Raw genomic sequence first — 16,902 nt, forward strand, 5'->3', positions numbered from 1 at the left:
CTGGACAGCCGACACTACACCGTTCACAAAACCATCGGGAGATGTCTTGAAAGCCCTACTAGCCCTGTCCCGCGGGATTGACTGGCTCAACGAGCGCGTGGGCCGCATGGCCCTCTGGCTCATCCTGGCCTCCGCCATCGTCAGTGCCCTCAATGCCGTGGTGCGCAAAGCCTTCGACTACAGCTCGAACGCTTTCTTGGAAATCCAGTGGTATCTGTTCGCCGCCGTGTTTCTTCTCGCAGCCGGCTACACCTTTCTGCACAACGAGCATGTGCGCATCGATGTGCTGTCGAGCAAGCTATCGCCGCGCGGCCGCAACTGGATCGACATCATCGGCATCGTGTTCTTCCTGTTTCCGTTCGTGTATGAAACCGTGCGGCTGTCGCTGCCCGTGGTAATCAACGCCATCGCTTCCGGCGAGATGTCGAGCAATGCCGGTGGATTGATCCGCTGGCCGGTCTACATCCTCTTGCCCATCGGCTTTTCCCTGCTGGGATTGCAGGGCGTATCGGAGTTGATCAAGCGCGTGGCGTTTCTGCGCGGGCTGATCGACGATCCGCTGGTGAAAAAGAACGAGAAGACGGCCGAAGAGGAGCTTGCCGAGTTCGTGCGCGCCAAGCAGCAGAAGGAGGCGAACTAAATGACCGCCTTTCTCATTGCCAATATCGCGCCCATCATGTTCGGGGCGCTGGTGCTGTTTCTGCTGGTGGGCTTTCCGGTCGCGTTCAGCCTGGCGGCCTGCGGCTTGCTGTTCGGCTTCATCGGCGTCGAACTGGGGCTGATGCCCCAGGCGCTGCTTGAGGCCATTCCGCTGCGCATCATCGGCATCATGCAGAACGACACGCTGCTGGCCATTCCTTTCTTCACCTTCATGGGCCTGCTGCTGGAGCGCAGCGGCATGGCCGAAGACCTGCTGGAGACCATTGGCCAGTTGTTCGGCCCGATCCGCGGCGGGCTGGCCATCGCTGTGATTCTGGTGGGCGCCCTGCTCGCGGCCACGACCGGCGTGGTGGCCGCTTCGGTGATCTCGATGGGCTTGATCTCGCTGCCCATCATGCTGCGTTACGGCTACGACCGCCGCGTGGCCACGGGCGTGATCGCCGCCTCCGGCACGCTGGCGCAGATCATCCCGCCCTCGCTGGTGCTCATCGTCATGGCCGACCAGCTCGGTCGCAGCGTGGGCGATATGTACAAGGGCGCTTTCATTCCGGGCTTCGTGCTCACCGGGCTGTACCTCGCCTATGTGATCGGCGTGTCCTTGCTCAAGCCGCAATGGGCGCCGGCGCTGCCGCCCGAGGCCCGCACCATCCGCGAGCCCAATGGCGACAGCGGCCTGCGTTCGCTGGCCGTGCTGTTCGGCGTGGTGTTGATTTCCAGCATCGTGCTGGCCAAGAACTATGACGCGCTACTGAGTTGGCGTGCGGGCCACGAAGTCACCGCCGCCCTGGACGAGACCATCGTCGTGGCCATGACCTTCGGCGTGATTCTTTCGCTGGTGCTGTCGCTGCTCAACCGCGTCTTCCGACTCAACCTGTTGTCGCAGATGGCCGAGCGCGTGACCTTCGCGCTGGTGCCGCCGCTCACCCTGATTTTCCTGGTGCTGGGCACGATTTTTCTCGGTGTGGCCACGCCGACCGAAGGCGGGGCGATGGGCGCAGTGGGCGCACTGATCATGGCGTTCAGCCGCAAGCGGCTCAACATGACCCTGCTCAAGCAGGCGCTCAACACCACGACCAAGCTGTCCACCTTCGTGCTGTTCATTCTGATCGGCTCCACGGTGTTCAACCTGGTGTTCCAGGGTCTCGATGGCCGCGTCTGGGTGGAGCATCTGCTCACCAGCCTGCCGGGCGGGGTGCTGGGCTTCCTCATCGTGGTGAACATCCTGGTGTTCGTGCTGGCGTTCTTCCTCGATTTCTTCGAGCTGGCGTTCATCATCATTCCGCTGCTCGGCCCGGTCGCGGAGAAGCTGGGCATCGATCTGATCTGGTTCGGCGTGCTGCTGGCGGTGAACATGCAGACCTCGTTCATGCACCCGCCTTTCGGCTTCGCGCTGTTCTACCTGCGCAGCGTGGCCGCCAAGGACGACTACACCGACAAGGAAACCGGCAAGCGCATCGCGCGCGTCACCACAGGGCAGATCTACTGGGGTGCGGTGCCCTTCGTGATCATCCAGATCATCATGGTCGGTTTGGTCATTGCCTTCCCGGGGCTGGTCACCAGTGGCCTGGGGCACCACAAAGAGGTCGATATCGACAAAGTGCAGATCACCGCCCCCATGGACGACAACAGCTATGAGTCGATTGTCCCGCCGAGCTTCGGCGGCTCGGAGGCTGCCCCGGCCGACGGCGCCAGTGCCCCTGCTGCGGCCGAGGAAGACCCGGCCGCCGCGGTGATGCGATCGTTGCAGGCGGAGCAACCGGCCAGCGCAGCGTCGAAGTAAACCGACGACACCCATGAAAAAAGCCCGGGCAATCCGGGCTTTTTCCATCTTCTGCCGCGCGATGGCCGTCAGGCTTCGTCGGCGATCAGTTGCTTGAGATCATGCACCCAGGCGGTGGGCGGATTGGTGTCGGAGGCCAGCAGGCGGATGCGTCCGTTGGGGCCGAAGATGTACACGCCGGCGCTGTGATCGACCACATAGTTGCCCTGCGCATCGGGCTTGCCGTAGCTGAAGGCCACGCGGTAGCGTCGGGTGATGGCGTCGATCTCCTTCATCGTGCCGGTCAGACCGATCGCATTCGGACTGAAGGCTTGGGTGTAGGCCTTGAGAATCGTGTTGCTGTCTCGCTTGGGGTCGACGCTGACAAACAGAATGCGCACGTCCTTCGCCTCGGGCCCGAGTTGCTGCACCACGTTGGCCATGAGCTGCATGGTGGTCGGGCACACGTCCGGGCAGTGGGTGTAGCCGAAATACAGCAGCACGATCTTGCCCTTGTAGTTCTCCGCCGTGACCTTCTGCCCGAGGTCGTTGGTGAGGTTGAACTGCAGATCGGGCATCACGCCGGTGATGTTGTTGAGTTGCCAGGTCTGGTCGGACTTGTGGCCGCAGCCCGCCAGGGGCAGGGCCAGCGCGGCCAGCAGCAACAGGCGGCGCGCGCGGGATGGAACTTGGGTTGACGACATCACGATTTCGCTGACTTCCAATGTTTCTGAGACACGCCGTATTGTGCCGCTGGCCTGAACCCCGCTACGGTTCGCACCTGTCACAACTGTTTACCACCTGCGCTGCAACCCACGGTCGCCAGAGCACTCCAAAGCACTCGATGCCACTGCGGAGTGCCCCATGTCCAAAGCCCCCCTGATCAAAGCCCTGTTGGCCGCAGGGCTCACCACCTTGGCCACCGCGGCGCTGACGGTTCATGCCGCCAATGCGCCACACGCACCGCGAAACGCCATCGACGTGCTGCACCTGACCCCCTCCCCAGGCGGCGCGCTGTCGCTCACCGCCCTGCCGCCGGGCGAGGGCGTCGTGGTCATCAACGAGATGCACCGCGCGCTGCAGATCCAGGGCGTTGCCCGCGGCGGCTACTCAGACTAGCTTCTGCCACCAGCTCTTGTTCGCATCGGCCAGGAGCTGACGCACATCGTGCGCAATGCCCTCGGGCGGCGTGAGTTCGGTGCCGATGAGTCGGCCCGTGCCGTGCGGCCCGAACACATAGATCGCCGCGCTGTGGTTGACCACGTAGTTGCCATGCGCGTCGGGTTTGCCGTAGGAGTAATTGACGTGATAGCGCTCGGCCAGGGTCTTGGTCTGGGCCACCGTGCCGCTGAGCCCGATGGCGCTGGACATGAAGGCATGCACATAGGCGTCGAGCACCTTGGGCGTGTCGCGCTTGGGATCGACGGTCACGAAGATGACCTGCACATCCTTGGCCTGCGGCCCCAGCAACTGCTCGGCCCGGGCCAGATGCGCCATGGTGGTCGGGCACACGTCCGGGCAGTGGGTGTAGCCGAAATACAGCACCACCACCTTGCCGAGGAAGTCCTTTGAAGACTCGGGCTGGCCGCTGCTCGACGCGATGTCGGTGAACTCCAGGGGCTGCATGATCTTCGGGCCGATGTAGTCCATCGCCCATTTCTGCTGATGCTCTTGCTGCGCGCAGCCCCCCAGGAGCAGCGTCAACGCCAGGGTCGCAAATGACAAACGAAACAAACCGTCCTCCCGAGCATTTGAGGGTGATGAGAACGAGAGCCAACGAAAACAGATTGGTTCTTGCGCCTAGCCTGGTGACACAACTCTCACACTTTGTCTTGCCTGAGGAAAACCCGCTCCGCCGATAGCGGCATCAAATGTAAATTGACCAGCGGAGCAACAGACTCCGCCTGCTTACAACCTTTTCGGAGACGCATTCATGCTGGACTTCATTGGCCGACGCGCCAAGCGGCCTTGGCACCCCAGCGGCATGGTCGCGGGTCTGTGCGTATGGGTTCTGGTCAGCTCTATGCTGTCTGTCACGGCCCACGCCGCAGCCGCCAAGAGCGCAACCGCGACTGCACAGCCCAAGGCGCTGTTGGGGCTGAATTTCGGTCTGGCCGTCGCCAACCAGCAGGAGCAGTACGTTGCGGCCCAGGCGCTTTCGACCCTGCTTGGCGATGCCGTCCATCGCAACACCATCTGGGAAACCGGCTTCAACCTCGGCAAATCCCACGCCGTCAACGGGACCGGCACGCCGCCTTACCGGTACGCCTTCATCAAACCGCCCAATCTCACCGCAGCCTTGCTCGCGGCTGGTTGGCATCTGGTCGCCGTCGCCAGGGACACCATTGACTTCGGCACCGACCTGATCGCCGCCTCGTGCCCCGGCCAGCCGGGCAAGGTGCTGCTCGGTGGCGACTCGCTGAGCATCCTCGACATGGGTACGCGGCCCGCGCAAACCTGCGTCACGCCGGATCAGGTCTGGCAATCCTCGTCTGCGGTCATGCTCGCGCCGAAGGCAGGCAGTCTCGTCGATCTCGTGGCGCAGAAGATCTGGCGCGAGCACGGCGCGCCGCCCCGGTACATCGCGCGGGTGCAGACGCAGAATGCCGTGCTCGGGCTGATGCGCGATATGCATGTGGCCGCTGTCGGGGTCGTCACGCCGGTCGTCGCCAAGGCCTGGGCAAAACAAGGCGGCATCGTGCTGGCGCATCGCCCCATGCCCTTCTGGGCCTTGGTGGCCGCCCCGGACGTGCCGACGCAGGAGATTGCCGATGCCCGCCGCGCGTTGATGAGTCCGCCTGCGGCCTCGGTGAATCAAGCGCTTCACATTCCCGGCTGGATCGACGGCGACCCCAAGCAGTACGCCGACTTCCTCAAGTGGCTGAAAGGCTGAAGAGATGAGGGGCTGAAGACATCAGCCCCTCAGCCCCGTGCGTCAGACGCGCTCGAACACGATCTCGCCGCCGCGCACGTTCACCGGAATCACATCCTTCGGACCGAAGCGGCCTTCGAGGATGAGCTTGGCCAGCGGATTCTCGATGCGTTGCTGGATGGCCCGCTTGAGCGGCCTGGCGCCGAACACTGGATCGAAGCCGGCACGGGCGATTTCCGCCAGCGCTTCGCTGCTGACGTCCAGCCGCATCTCGAGCTGCGCCAGACGGCCCTCCAGACCACGCAACTGAATCCGCGCGATGTCGGCGATCTGCTTCTCGCCCAGGGCGTGAAACACCACCACCTCGTCGATGCGGTTGAGGAATTCCGGGCGGAAATGCGCCTTCACCTCCTCCCACACCGCATCGCGTATGGCTTGTTGCGGCTGCCCGGTCATCGCCATGATGTGGTGCGAGCCGAGGTTGCTGGTCATCACGATCACCGTGTTCTTGAAATCCACGGTGCGACCCTGGCCGTCGGTGAGCCGCCCGTCGTCGAGCACCTGCAGCAGCACGTTGAACACGTCCGGGTGCGCCTTCTCCACCTCGTCGAACAGGATCACGCTGTAAGGCTTGCGGCGAACGGCCTCGGTCAGGTAGCCGCCCTCGTCGTAACCCACGTAGCCCGGAGGCGCGCCGATCAGGCGGGCGACCGAGTGCTTCTCCATGAACTCGCTCATGTCGATGCGCACGATGTGCTCATCGGTGTCGAACAGGAACTCGGCCAGCGCCTTGGTCAGCTCGGTCTTGCCCACCCCGGTGGGGCCGAGGAACAGGAAGGAGCCGTAGGGCCGGCGCGGATCGGACAGGCCGGCACGCGACCGGCGGATGGCGTCCGATACGGCGCGGATGGCCTCGTCCTGCCCCACCACCCGGCGGTGCAGGCGCTCTTCCATGTGCACCAGCTTGTCGCGTTCGCCCTGCATCAGCTTGGACACGGGAATGCCGGTGGCGCGGCTCACGACCTCGGCAATTTCCTCCGCGCCCACCTGGGTGCGCAGCAGCCGACGCGAGGGCGCCGATCCACCCGCCTCGGTTTCCTTGGCCTGGGCCTCATGCAGCTTGCGTTCCAGTTCCGGCAGCCTGCCGTATTGCAACTCGGCCACCTTGTTGAAGTCGCCCTTGCGCTTGAACTCCTCAATCTCGAAGCGCAGCTTGTCGAGTTCTTCCTTGATCTGCGCCGAGCCCTGCACCGCCGCCTTCTCGGCCTTCCAGATTTCCTCCAGGTCGGCGTATTCGCGGTCGAGCTTGGCCAGCTCTTCCTCGATCAGCGCCAGACGCTTGCGCGAGGCTTCGTCCTTCTCCTTTTCCACGGCGGCGCGCTCGATCTTGAGCTGGATGCGTCGACGGTCGAGCTTGTCCATCGCCTCGGGCTTGGAATCGATCTCGATCTTGATCTTGGCCGCGGCCTCGTCGATCAGGTCGATGGCCTTGTCGGGCAGAAAGCGGTCGGTGATGTAGCGGTGGCTCAGCTCGGCCGCGGCGACGATGGCCGGGTCGGTGATGTCCACGCCGTGGTGCACCTCGTATTTCTCCTGCAAACCGCGCAGGATGGCGATGGTGTCTTCCACGCTGGGCTCGTCCACCATCACTTTCTGGAAGCGGCGCTCCAGCGCGGCATCCTTTTCGATGTACTTGCGGTATTCGTCCAGCGTCGTGGCGCCGATGCAGTGCAACTCGCCGCGCGCCAGCGCCGGCTTGAGCATGTTGCCCGCATCCATCGCGCCCTCGGCCTTGCCCGCGCCGACCATGGTGTGGATCTCGTCGATGAACACGATGGTCTGTCCGGCATCCTGCGCCAGTTCCTTGAGCACGTTCTTCAGCCGTTCCTCGAACTCGCCGCGGAACTTGGCCCCGGCCAGCAGCAGCGCGATGTCGAGCACCAGAAGGCGCTTGCCGCGCAGGCTGTCGGGCACCTCGTCGTTGACGATGCGCTGCGCCAGCCCTTCGACGATGGCGGTCTTGCCCACGCCGGGCTCACCGATGAGCACCGGGTTGTTCTTGGTCCGACGCTGCAGCACCTGGATGGCACGGCGGATTTCGTCGTCGCGGCCGATCACCGGGTCGAGCTTGCCCTGGCGGGCTCGCTCGGTGAGGTCGAGGGTGTATTTCTTCAGCGACTCGCGGGCGCCTTCGGCCTCCGCGCTGTTGACGTTCTGCCCGCCACGCACCGCCTCGATGGCGCTTTCCAGCGACTTGCGGGTCAGGCCGTTCTCGCGCGCGATGCGGCCTGCCTCGCCCTTGTCGTCGGCCACGGCGAGCAGGAACAGTTCGCTGGCGATGAACTGGTCACCGCGCTTGGTCGCCTCTTTTTCCGTGACGTTGAGCAGACCGTTCAACTCGCGGCTGACCTGCACATTGCCGTCGGTGCCTTCCACTTCCGGCAGACGGTCGATGGCCTGGGCCGCTGCGGCCGTCATGCCGGGCACGTTCGCGCCGGAGCGCGCCAGCAGCGCCTTGGGGCCGTCCTGCGTCAGCAGCGCGTGCAGCAGGTGCACCGGCTCGATGTAGGCGTTGCCGTGATTGACCGCAAGCGACTGCGCGTCGCCCAGGGCCTCCTGAAACTGGGTAGTGAGTTTTTCGATCCGCATGGAATCCTCCGTCCTGAACTGCCGCATAGATACGGCGTCTGCAAAAGATTTTCAAGCTTGCGCATGTCAATCCGGTTGATCTGCCACGGTGTTCTCAGCGCTTGAGTCTGGCGAAGGCGTCGGCCATGGCCGTGTTCTGCGGCGCTGCGGCATTCGTACGGGCGCTTCCGCCCCGGCCACCGCCGTCGTGACGCTGCGTGCGCACGGGCATGCCCTGCCCCGACCGTGGGCGCGCGCCGTCGCGCTCGGGGTCTGCCGGACGCATCGACAGCGCAATGCGCTTGCGCGCCACGTCCACCTCGACCACCCGCACCTTGACGATGTCGCCGGTCTTGACCACTTCGCGGGCGTCGTTCACGAAGCGCTGCGCCATCTGCGAGACATGCACCAGCCCGTCCTGATGCACCCCCAGATCGACGAAGGCGCCGAAAGCGGTGACATTGGTGACCGTGCCTTCGAGCTGCATGCCGGGTTCGAGCTGGGTGATGTCGTGCACGCCGTCGAGCAGCCTGGCGGTGCGGAATTCAGGGCGGGGATCGCGGCCCGGCTTTTCAAGCTCGGCGAGCACGTCGCGCACGGTGAAGGCGCCGAAGCGATCATCGACGAACTGCTCCGGGCGCAGCCGCTGCAGGGCGTCGCGGTTGCCCATCAGCGCATCGATGGGGCGACCGGCCGCCTCCAGCAGCTTTTGCACCAGCGGATAACTCTCGGGATGCACGCCGGTGCGGTCGAGCGGGTTGTCGCCGCCGTTGATGCGCAGAAAGCCCGCGGCCTGCTCGAAGGTCTTGTCGCCCAGGCCGCGCACCGCCTTGAGCGCCTCGCGGTTGGCGAAGGCGCCGGACTGGTCGCGGTGCAGCACGATCTGCTCGGCGATGCGCCCACTCAGCCCCGCCACGCGCGCCAGCAGCGGCGCCGAGGCGGTGTTCAGATCCACGCCAACCGCGTTCACGCAGTCTTCGACGATGGCATCGAGCTTGCGCGACAGCGCGGTCTGATTGACGTCGTGCTGGTACTGGCCCACGCCGATGCTCTTGGGGTCGATCTTCACCAGCTCGGCCAGCGGATCCTGAACCCGACGGGCGATGGACACCGCGCCGCGCAGGCTGACATCCAGGTCAGGGAATTCGCGGCTGGCCAGTTCGCTGGCCGAATACACCGAGGCGCCGGCTTCGCTGACGGTGAGCTTGGCCAGCCCGGGTTGCTGCACCAGCCGCAGCAGTTCGGCGGCGAGTTGATCGGTCTCGCGGCTGGCGGTGCCGTTGCCGATGGTGATGAGCTGAACGCCGTGGCGCTTGACCAGTGCGGCGAGAATCGCAAGCGAGCCCTGCACGTCGCGGCGCGGCTCGAAGGGGTAGAGGGTCGCGGTGTCAAGCAACTTGCCGGTGGCATCGACCACGGCCACTTTCACCCCGGTACGAATGCCCGGGTCCAGCCCCATCACCACCTTCGGTCCGGCCGGAGCGGCCAGCAGCAGGTCGCGCAGGTTCGCGCCGAACACGTCGATGGCCACAGCCTCGGCCTGCTCACGCAGACGCGCCAGAAGCTCCCGCTCCAGCGTCAGCGAGAGCTTGACCTTCCAGGTCCATTGCAGCACGCGGCGCAACCAGTCATCGGCGGCACGACCCTGATGGCTCCAGCCCAGTAGCACGGCCAGCCGCCCCTCGGCCAACGCGGCGAGGGGTGTGGCCTTGCCGCCATCGGCGGGCGCGGGCAGGTCGATGCGCACGTCGAGCACCTCCTGCGCCCGGCCGCGCAGGACCGCCAACGCCCGGTGCGATGGCACCCGGGCCAAGGGTTCGGCATAGTCGAAATAGTCGCGGAACTTGGCACCCTCCTGCTCTTTGCCTGCGCGCAACTGGCTGACGAGATGGCCGGTCTGCCACAGCCAGTCGCGCATGGGCGCAACCACCGCCGGGTCTTCCGACCAGCGCTCGCTGAGGATGTCGCGTGCGCCGTCGAGACAGGCCTGGGGGGTCGAGGTGTCAGCGGCGTCGGCACTGGCCTGCGCGCGAACAAATTCGGCCGCGGCCAGCAGCGGGTCGGTCTGCGGCTGCTGCCACAGCAGGTCGGCAAGGGGTTCCAGCCCGGCTTCCCGGGCCTTCTGCGCCCGCGTGACTCGGCGCGGCTTGTAGGGCAGGTAGAGGTCTTCGAGTTCCTGTTTCTGCATCACCGCGGTAATCGCGGTCTGCAGCTCGGGGGTGAGCTTGCCCTGCTCGGCGATGGACTGCAGCACCACGGCGCGGCGATCTTCGAGTTCGCGCAGATAGAGCAGGCGTTCTTCCAGGGTGCGCAGGTGATCGTCGCTCATGCCTCCCGTCACTTCCTTGCGATAACGGGCGATGAAGGGGACGGTGGCGCCACCGTCCATCAACTCGATCGCCGCCTGAATCTGCGAGGCCGGGAGCTGCAGCTCGGCGCTCAGCGCCTGCAGCACCCGCCGTGCGGCGACCTGCGGTTGGGCAAATGCGTTCGGTGAAGCGAAGTCAGCAACGGTCATGGCAGGCAAAAAACCTGCAGTCTAACCAGCCCGCGAACCAGCCTGAGGCCGGATCGACGACCGCTTACAGCACGTTCACGGGCACCTTGAGGTAGCTCACGCCGTTGGCCTCGGCCTTGGGCATTTCGCCGGCCCGCACATTCACCTGCACCGAGGGCAGGATGAGCGCGGGCATGCTCAACGTGGCATCGCGCTTTTTGCGAAAGGCGACGAACTCTTCCTCGGTGGTGCGGGCATTGAGCTGGATATTCCCTTCGCGCTCGGCCTGCACCGTGGTCTGCCAGATGGGCTCGCGTCCACCGGGCATGTAGTCGTGGCAGAGATAGAGCTTGGTTTCGGGGGGCAGGCTGTAGAGCTTGTGCACCGACTGATACAGCACATGGGCGTCGCCGCCAGGAAAGTCGCAGCGGGCGGTGCCGTAGTCGGGCATGAACAGGGTGTCGCCGACGAAAGCGCTGTCGCCCACAAGGTAGGTCACGCAGGCCGGGGTGTGGCCCGGGGTGTGCATGACGCGGGCCTGCAGCTTGCCGATGGCGAAGGTCTCGCCGTCCTTGAACAAATGGTCGAAGGGCGAGCCATCGGTGGGCATGGTGCTGTCGTTGAACACCTTGCTGAATACTTTCTGTACGTCTTGAATGTGCTCGCCGATGGCGATCTTGCCGCCAAACAGCGATTTGAGATAGGGCGCGGCCGACAGATGGTCGGCATGGGCGTGGCTTTCGAGCAGCCAGTCCACCGTGAGACCCTGCTCGCGCACGAAAGCGGCGATCTTGTCGGCGAAATCGGTCTTGGTGCGACCCGAGGCGTAGTCGAAGTCGAGCACGCTGTCGAGAATGGCGCAATGCCGGGTATCGGGATCGATGATGCAGTGCGTCGCCGTGAAGGTCGGGGCGTGGAACCAGCTCTGAACGATGGGGGACTGCGTACTCATGCGGGTATCTCCTAAGTGGAATATCTTGCAGTAACACTTTAGAAAAGCATATATTGTTTTTCCATTAGGAGTTACCTGATTGAGCCAAGTCAATGTCAAGCGCGCAAGATTTTGAAATCCCCAGCGTCGACGCCATGCGTCGCAACTCGGAACAGGCTGGCGCCTTGCTCAAAACGCTGGGCAACCCGGACCGACTGCTCATTTTGTGTCAGATCAACCGCGGAGAAATCTGCGTGAGCGATCTCGAAGCTGCCTGCGATGTGAGCCAGCCCACGCTGTCGCAGCAGCTCACCGTGTTGCGCGCCCAGGGCCTGGTCAAGACCCGGCGCGAGGGCAAAAGGGTTTATTACAGCCTGGCCAGCCCGGCGGCGAGCGCCGTGCTGATGACCCTCTACCAGATTTACTGCCACGGCGGCAGCGATCCGCCGGGCAAATGAGTTCGTGCCGCGGCGCTCGCATGTCGTCGCGGAGCGGCAAACGGCCTGACCAGATCACTGGCTGGCGTCAACAAAACCAGAGACAACATGCGATGTCACGAAGGAGAGACAGATGTTCAACATCGATTGGGCGCATTTCACGCCCGGAACCGCCATCCTCGGCGGCGCGCTGATCGGCGCGGCGGCGGGGGCCATGGCTCTGGGCGGCGGCAAGATCGCCGGCATCAGCGGCATTTTCGGCGGAGCCATCAGCGAGGCCATGCAGGGCAAATCGCCCACGGCCTGGCGGCTGTGGTTTCTGGGCGGCCTGATCGCGGCCTCCTTCATCTGGGTGATGTTTCGCCCCGTTCCGGGCGCTCACTACGGCGACTCGTGGCCCCTGATCGCGGTCGGTGGGCTGATCGTCGGCTTCGGCACGCGCCTGGGATCGGGCTGTGCCAGCGGCCACGGAGTTTGCGGACTTTCGCGTTTCTCTCCGCGCTCGATGGCCGCCGTGGGTACCTTCATCGGCATGGGCATGGTCACCACCTTCGTCATGCGTCACCTTCTGGGAGGGGCCTGAACCATGAAGATCCTGGCATTCATCTGTGGCGTCATCTTCGGCATCGGTCTGCTGGTCTCGGGCATGACCGACCCCGCCAAGGTCATCGCCTTTCTCGACATTGCCGGCCCCTGGGATCCCAGCCTGATTCTGGTGATGATCACGGCCGTTCTGGTCGCCCTGGTGCCCATGCAAATGGCGCAGCGTCGTACCCGGTCGATCGTGGGCGAGAAAATCGCCTTTCCATCAACCCGGGGCATCACCGGCAAGCTCATCCTGGGCAGCGCGATCTTTGGCGTCGGCTGGGGCATGACCGGCCTGTGTCCGGGCCCATCGCTGGCCTCGCTGGCGGCATCCACCTGGCAGGAATGGCTGTTCTTCGGCAGCATGTTTGCGGGGATGATCGGTTTCGAGCTGTTGCAGCGCCTGGGCAAGCCAGCGGCTAACGCCGCAAAACCAAGTCTGGTCAAAGCGCCCGCACCCAGCAAACTCTGATCTGAGCCAAGCCGATCCGGCCAACCACCGCCATCCGCTCGCCGGATGCGGTGGTTTTTTCATGGGTTCACACGTCGCGCAGTGTGGCATTGATCTGGTGCAGACTGCGTCGCACAGCGCCAGTTAAAATTACGAGCTTTTACATCATCGAGTCTGCACATGACTTTCGTCGTAACCGAGAACTGCATTCGCTGCAAATACACCGACTGTGTCGACGTCTGCCCGGTGGACTGCTTCCGCGAAGGCCCCAATTTCCTCGCCATCGACCCGGACGAATGCATCGATTGCGCCGTGTGCGTGCCGGAATGCCCGGCCAACGCCATCTACGCCGAGGAAGATGTGCCCGGCGATCAACAGGCCTTCATCAAGCTCAACGCCGAGTTGTCACGGCAGTGGCCCAGCATCACCAAGCGCAAAGCCGCCCCTAACGATGCGGACGAGTGGAAAGACAAGCCGAACAAATTGCAGTACCTGCAGCGCTGAAACGCACCCGCGCCGCCGCTGACGGCGGTCTTGATCGCAGCCTTTCATACCCTTCACCCACCCTCCGCATGGACATGTCCCACGCCTCCGCCGCCGCGTCGGCCGCATCCGTCGCAGCCGACATCATCGAAACCGACGCCGTCATCATCGGCGCCGGTCCGGTCGGGCTGTTCCAGGTCTTCGAACTCGGGCTGCTCGAGATCAAGGCTCACGTCATCGACACCCTGGCCCATCCCGGGGGGCAATGCGTGGAGCTCTACCCGGACAAGCCCATCTACGACATTCCAGCCGTCCCTGTCTGCACCGGGCAGGAGCTGACCGACAACCTGCTCAAGCAGATCGAGCCTTTCGGCGCCACCTTCCATCTCGGGCAGGAAGTCACGTCGCTGGAATCCCAGCCCGATGGGCGATTCCTGATCGAAACCACCAAATCCACGCGCCTGCTGACCAAGACGGTCTTCATCGCCGCCGGAGTGGGCTCCTTCCAGCCTCGCACACTGAAGGTGGACGGCCTGGACAAGTTCGAAGGCAGCCAACTGTTCTACCGGGTGCGCAACCCGGCCCAGTTCGCCGACAAAAACCTCGTCATCGTCGGCGGCGGCGACTCCGCGCTCGACTGGGCGCTGCACTTCGTGCAGACCACCGAGAACAAGCCCGAAAGCGTCACCCTGATCCACCGTCGCGACGGCTTCCGCGCCGCGCCCGCATCCGTGGCGCAGATGCACGCCCTGTGCGAGCAACATGAAATGCAGTTCCTCATCGGCCAGGTCACCGGCTACGAGGAGAACGCCGCCGGCCAGATGCACATGATCAAGGTCACCGGCAACGACGGCATCACCCGCCGCCTGCCCCTGGACATGCTGCTGGTCTTCTTCGGCCTGTCTCCCAAGCTCGGGCCAATCGCCGAATGGGGACTGGAAATCGAGCGCAAACAGCTCGTGGTGGATACCGAGAAGTTCCAGACCAGCATCCCCGGCATTTTTGCAGTGGGCGACATCAACACCTACCCGGGCAAGAAGAAGCTCATTCTTTCCGGCTTTCACGAGGCCGCGCTGGCCGCCTTCGGCGCCGCGCCCTTTATCTTCCCCGAAAAGAAAATCCACCTGCAATACACCACCACCAGCCCCAAGCTGCACAAGGTGCTGGGGGTGGAAACGCCGGTGTTCGATTGAGAACTGCCCTGACCACCACAACTGTTTGTTGACGGCACGCCAAGCGGACTATATACTTCAACGCTTCGCTGTTCCTCGATAGCTCAGTCGGTAGAGCGCCGGACTGTTAATCCGTAGGTCCCTGGTTCGAGCCCAGGTCGAGGAGCCAAAAAGACAGAGGAAAATCAAGGCCTTGCAGACGTACTGCAAGGCCTTTTTTGTTTCCCGGCACGATTGTGGCCCCTTTGTCAGTGAACTTGTCAGCGCTAGCCCGCCCAAAATGCGACCCAAGACCCGGGCGCAGGGCAGATTCAGGGATGAATCAGAACGCCCTCATCAATCTCCCCATACAGATGAACGCCGGAATGGCCGGACATCGGCGGGCTCTGGGCGGCACAACCTCCGAGCGCCGAAATGACCAACAGCGCGGAACCGAAGCGCCTGACCCAGCGGAACTTCATGCCGCCTCTCCATACTTGATGCCCGCAGAGATCGCCGCCGCCTGCGAACTGCGACAGTCAAGCGAGAATTCGCGGCGGCGCCTAGAATTGGGGTTAACCCTAAAACGATTAGGTGCCATCATGGGCATTGTGAAACAAATCCTCAACTTCTTCTTTGGCTCGAGTGGAAGCTCGGCCGAAACCATCCGCCTTTTTGCCGTGCGAACGACCAGCTTGAACGAGCTGGAGCATATGTTGCGCGATCGCTGCCCCGCTTCGCGGCGCTGAGTTTTCAAGGGCGGCCGCCGCCCGATCGACTTTTTCCTCCGGCGTTCACTCCACCAGTTTTTCGAGCTTGGCCTTGTCGAAGTGCTCTTCGCGCAGTGCTTCGGGGGGGCAGGCTTCGGCCGGGCAAACCCCGTGACGTTCGAGCGCCTGCCACAGCAGCGCGACCTGATGTTCGAGCTGGGCGGCGTGGTCGATCAAACCCAGCACGGCGCGCGACTGTGGATCGTCGCCATTTTGCGTAACGGCGTAGGCGGAAAAGCCCATGCGGGCCGCGGTCGCCTCGCGTTGCTGCTCGACTTCTTTCTGGATGATGCGGGCCGGGTTTCCCACGGCGGTCGCGCCAGCGGGCACGGCTTTCACGACGACGGCGTTCGACCCGATGCGCGCACCTTCACCCACGGTGAAACCGCCCAGCACCTGCGCGCCTGCGCCCACGACCACGCCCGCCTCAAGTGTCGGGTGCCGTTTGGCGCCCTTGTAGAGCGAGGTGCCGCCCAGGGTCACACCCTGGTAGATCGTGCAGTCGTCTCCGATCTCGGCGGTTTCGCCGATCACCACGCCCATGCCGTGATCGATGAAGACCCGGCGACCGATGGTGGCGCCCGGATGGATCTCGATCCCCGTCAACCACCGGCCCCAATGCGAAATCCAGCGTCCGAGCCAATGCCAGCCATGCCGCCAGCACCCATGGGCCATGCTGTGGAAAAGCAAGGCATGCAGGCCCGGATAACAGGTGACGACCTCCCAGGTCGAGCGCGCGGCAGGGTCGCGCTCCAAGATGATCTGGATGGTCTCACGCAATCGTTGCAGCATGGATCGGTCGCTCAGCAGCCATGAAAGGGAAGAGGCAGTGTATTGAACGCGCACCGAACGTGCAGAAGGCGCGCATCAGCCGGACGGCACCTTGCGCAGAATCGCCGTGCATACCCCCCGCAGAATCTGCACTTCGTCGCGGGTAAGCTCGGCGCGCGAGGCCAGGCGCTGTAACCGAGGCAAAAGCTTGCGTGGAGCACTGGGGTCGGCACCTCCAGCGCCAGCAGAGCCTGCTCGACGTGCTCCAGCATCCCCCGCACCTCCCCGGCGGTCGCGGCCACCGCCTCGGCCTGGGCGGGCTGTACCGCATGCAGGCCGACCGCCTTGCGCCATTCCCAAGCAATGACCTGCACCGCCTGAGCGAGATTGAGCGAGGTGTAGGCCGGATTGGCCGGAATGCTCAGCAAGGCATCACAGCGGTAGACATCGGCATTGCTCAGCCCGAATCGTTCACTGCCGAAAACGAACGCGACGCGGCGCCCCTGTTCGGCACTGCGCTGCGACAGTTGCGGCAACCACTCCGGTGTATGCAGTGGCGGCCCGAAATCGCGCACCCGTGCCGACAGCGCCACGACCACGCCGCAGTCCTCCACGGCTGCGCTCAGCTCGGGCAGCACTTGGGCCGACGCCAGCACGTCCTCCGCGCCGCTGGCGAATGCCAGGGTTTCGGGCTGGGTGAGCACGTCCGCATACCGCGGCGCCACCAGACGCAGCGTGCCAAAGCCCATGTTCTTGAGCGCGCGCGCGGCGGCTCCCACATTGCCAGGATGGCTTGTGCCCACAAGCACAAACACGGTGTCGTCCGCCGCATGGCCGCTCGGCGCGGCGCGGCCCTCGATAAAATGCGCGTCATTCATTTGTTCTTTGTCACTTCCCGATTCTCTTG

16 protein-coding genes, 1 tRNA gene and 1 pseudogene are annotated in these 16,902 nt (G+C 64.2%); 11 read left to right on the forward strand and 7 right to left on the reverse strand.

Going from position 1 to position 16,902, the window contains the following annotated elements; genetic code table 11:
• Positions 1-46 precede the first annotated feature (46 nt).
• Positions 47-640 (forward strand): TRAP transporter small permease subunit, encoded by a 594-nt coding sequence (locus ASC45_RS08240; RefSeq protein WP_055450558.1) that lies wholly within the window; start codon positions 47-49, stop codon positions 638-640.
• Positions 641-2,440 carry a TRAP transporter large permease gene (locus ASC45_RS08245; RefSeq protein ID WP_055450559.1) on the forward strand — a complete coding sequence of 600 codons (1,800 nt, stop codon included), beginning with the start codon at positions 641-643 and terminating at the stop codon, positions 2,438-2,440. It abuts the gene before it with no gap.
• A gap of 68 nt (positions 2,441-2,508) precedes the next feature.
• On the opposite strand, the gene ASC45_RS08250 is transcribed toward ASC45_RS08245, so the two are convergent.
• Entirely contained in the window at positions 2,509-3,123 is a 615-nt protein-coding gene (locus ASC45_RS08250; RefSeq protein ID WP_055450668.1) for an SCO family protein, read from the reverse strand.
• Positions 3,124-3,283: 160 nt separating this feature from the next.
• On the opposite strand from ASC45_RS08250, the gene ASC45_RS08255 reads away from it, so the two are divergent.
• Positions 3,284-3,538 (forward strand): hypothetical protein, encoded by a 255-nt coding sequence (locus ASC45_RS08255; RefSeq protein ID WP_055450560.1) that lies wholly within the window; start codon positions 3,284-3,286, stop codon positions 3,536-3,538.
• Here the strand turns inward: ASC45_RS08255 and ASC45_RS08260 are convergent.
• Complete coding sequence (locus ASC45_RS08260) at positions 3,530-4,144, reverse strand: SCO family protein (RefSeq protein ID WP_072243023.1); 615 nt, start codon at positions 4,142-4,144, stop codon at positions 3,530-3,532. The two genes, ASC45_RS08255 and ASC45_RS08260, sit on opposite strands and share 9 nt — an antisense overlap.
• Before the next feature lie 208 nt (positions 4,145-4,352).
• Here ASC45_RS08260 and ASC45_RS08265 point away from each other — a divergent pair, with 208 nt between their 5' ends.
• Positions 4,353-5,312 (forward strand): substrate-binding domain-containing protein, encoded by a 960-nt coding sequence (locus ASC45_RS08265; protein ID WP_141655760.1) that lies wholly within the window; start codon positions 4,353-4,355, stop codon positions 5,310-5,312.
• 42 nt (positions 5,313-5,354) lie between these two features.
• Here the strand turns inward: ASC45_RS08265 and clpB are convergent, their stop codons facing one another.
• The 3 genes from clpB to ASC45_RS08280 form a co-directional block, all read right to left on the reverse strand.
• On the reverse strand, positions 5,355-7,940 hold the full coding sequence (gene clpB, locus ASC45_RS08270) for an ATP-dependent chaperone ClpB (RefSeq protein ID WP_055450670.1): 2,586 nt from the start codon (positions 7,938-7,940) through the stop codon (positions 5,355-5,357).
• A 94-nt stretch (positions 7,941-8,034) separates the two neighbouring features.
• A complete protein-coding gene (locus ASC45_RS08275) occupies positions 8,035-10,437 on the reverse strand; it encodes a Tex family protein (protein ID WP_055450562.1) in 2,403 nt (800 codons plus the stop codon).
• Between the two features lie 64 nt (positions 10,438-10,501).
• On the reverse strand, positions 10,502-11,368 hold the full coding sequence (locus tag ASC45_RS08280; RefSeq protein ID WP_055450563.1) for an MBL fold metallo-hydrolase: 867 nt from the start codon (positions 11,366-11,368) through the stop codon (positions 10,502-10,504).
• Positions 11,369-11,502: 134 nt separating this feature from the next.
• Between ASC45_RS08280 and ASC45_RS08285 the strand changes: the two genes are divergently transcribed.
• From ASC45_RS08285 to ASC45_RS15735, 7 genes are all read left to right on the forward strand, one after another.
• Positions 11,503-11,805 carry an ArsR/SmtB family transcription factor gene (locus ASC45_RS08285; RefSeq protein ID WP_425427614.1) on the forward strand — a complete coding sequence of 101 codons (303 nt, stop codon included), beginning with the start codon at positions 11,503-11,505 and terminating at the stop codon, positions 11,803-11,805.
• A gap of 112 nt (positions 11,806-11,917) precedes the next feature.
• Entirely contained in the window at positions 11,918-12,367 is a 450-nt protein-coding gene (locus tag ASC45_RS08290) for a YeeE/YedE family protein (protein WP_055450565.1), read from the forward strand.
• 3 nt (positions 12,368-12,370) lie between these two features.
• Positions 12,371-12,841: a DUF6691 family protein gene (locus ASC45_RS08295; protein ID WP_055450566.1), complete on the forward strand. Its 471-nt coding sequence runs from the start codon at positions 12,371-12,373 to the stop codon at positions 12,839-12,841.
• 159 nt (positions 12,842-13,000) lie between these two features.
• Entirely contained in the window at positions 13,001-13,324 is a 324-nt protein-coding gene (gene fdxA, locus ASC45_RS08300) for a ferredoxin FdxA (protein ID WP_055450567.1), read from the forward strand.
• A 68-nt stretch (positions 13,325-13,392) separates the two neighbouring features.
• Positions 13,393-14,496, forward strand: coding sequence for an NAD(P)/FAD-dependent oxidoreductase (locus ASC45_RS08305; RefSeq protein WP_082454318.1), 1,104 nt, complete (start codon positions 13,393-13,395; stop codon positions 14,494-14,496).
• Between the two features lie 72 nt (positions 14,497-14,568).
• Positions 14,569-14,644, forward strand: a tRNA-Asn gene (locus ASC45_RS08310).
• 148 nt (positions 14,645-14,792) lie between these two features.
• Positions 14,793-15,203, forward strand: a complete 411-nt coding sequence (locus tag ASC45_RS15735; RefSeq protein ID WP_141655761.1) for a hypothetical protein — start codon at positions 14,793-14,795, stop codon at positions 15,201-15,203.
• A 45-nt stretch (positions 15,204-15,248) separates the two neighbouring features.
• Here ASC45_RS15735 and cysE read toward each other — a convergent pair whose 3' ends face one another.
• Both cysE and ASC45_RS08320 read right to left on the reverse strand, forming a co-directional pair.
• Positions 15,249-16,016, reverse strand: coding sequence for a serine O-acetyltransferase (gene cysE, locus ASC45_RS08315; RefSeq protein ID WP_055450568.1), 768 nt, complete (start codon positions 16,014-16,016; stop codon positions 15,249-15,251).
• Between the two features lie 75 nt (positions 16,017-16,091).
• A pseudogene (locus ASC45_RS08320) lies at positions 16,092-16,873 on the reverse strand (RNA methyltransferase).
• Positions 16,874-16,902: the final 29 nt, after the last annotated feature.

The organism is Thiomonas bhubaneswarensis, from assembly GCF_001418255.1.
In the GTDB taxonomy this organism is placed as follows: Bacteria; Pseudomonadota; Gammaproteobacteria; order Burkholderiales; family Burkholderiaceae_C; genus Thiomonas; species Thiomonas bhubaneswarensis.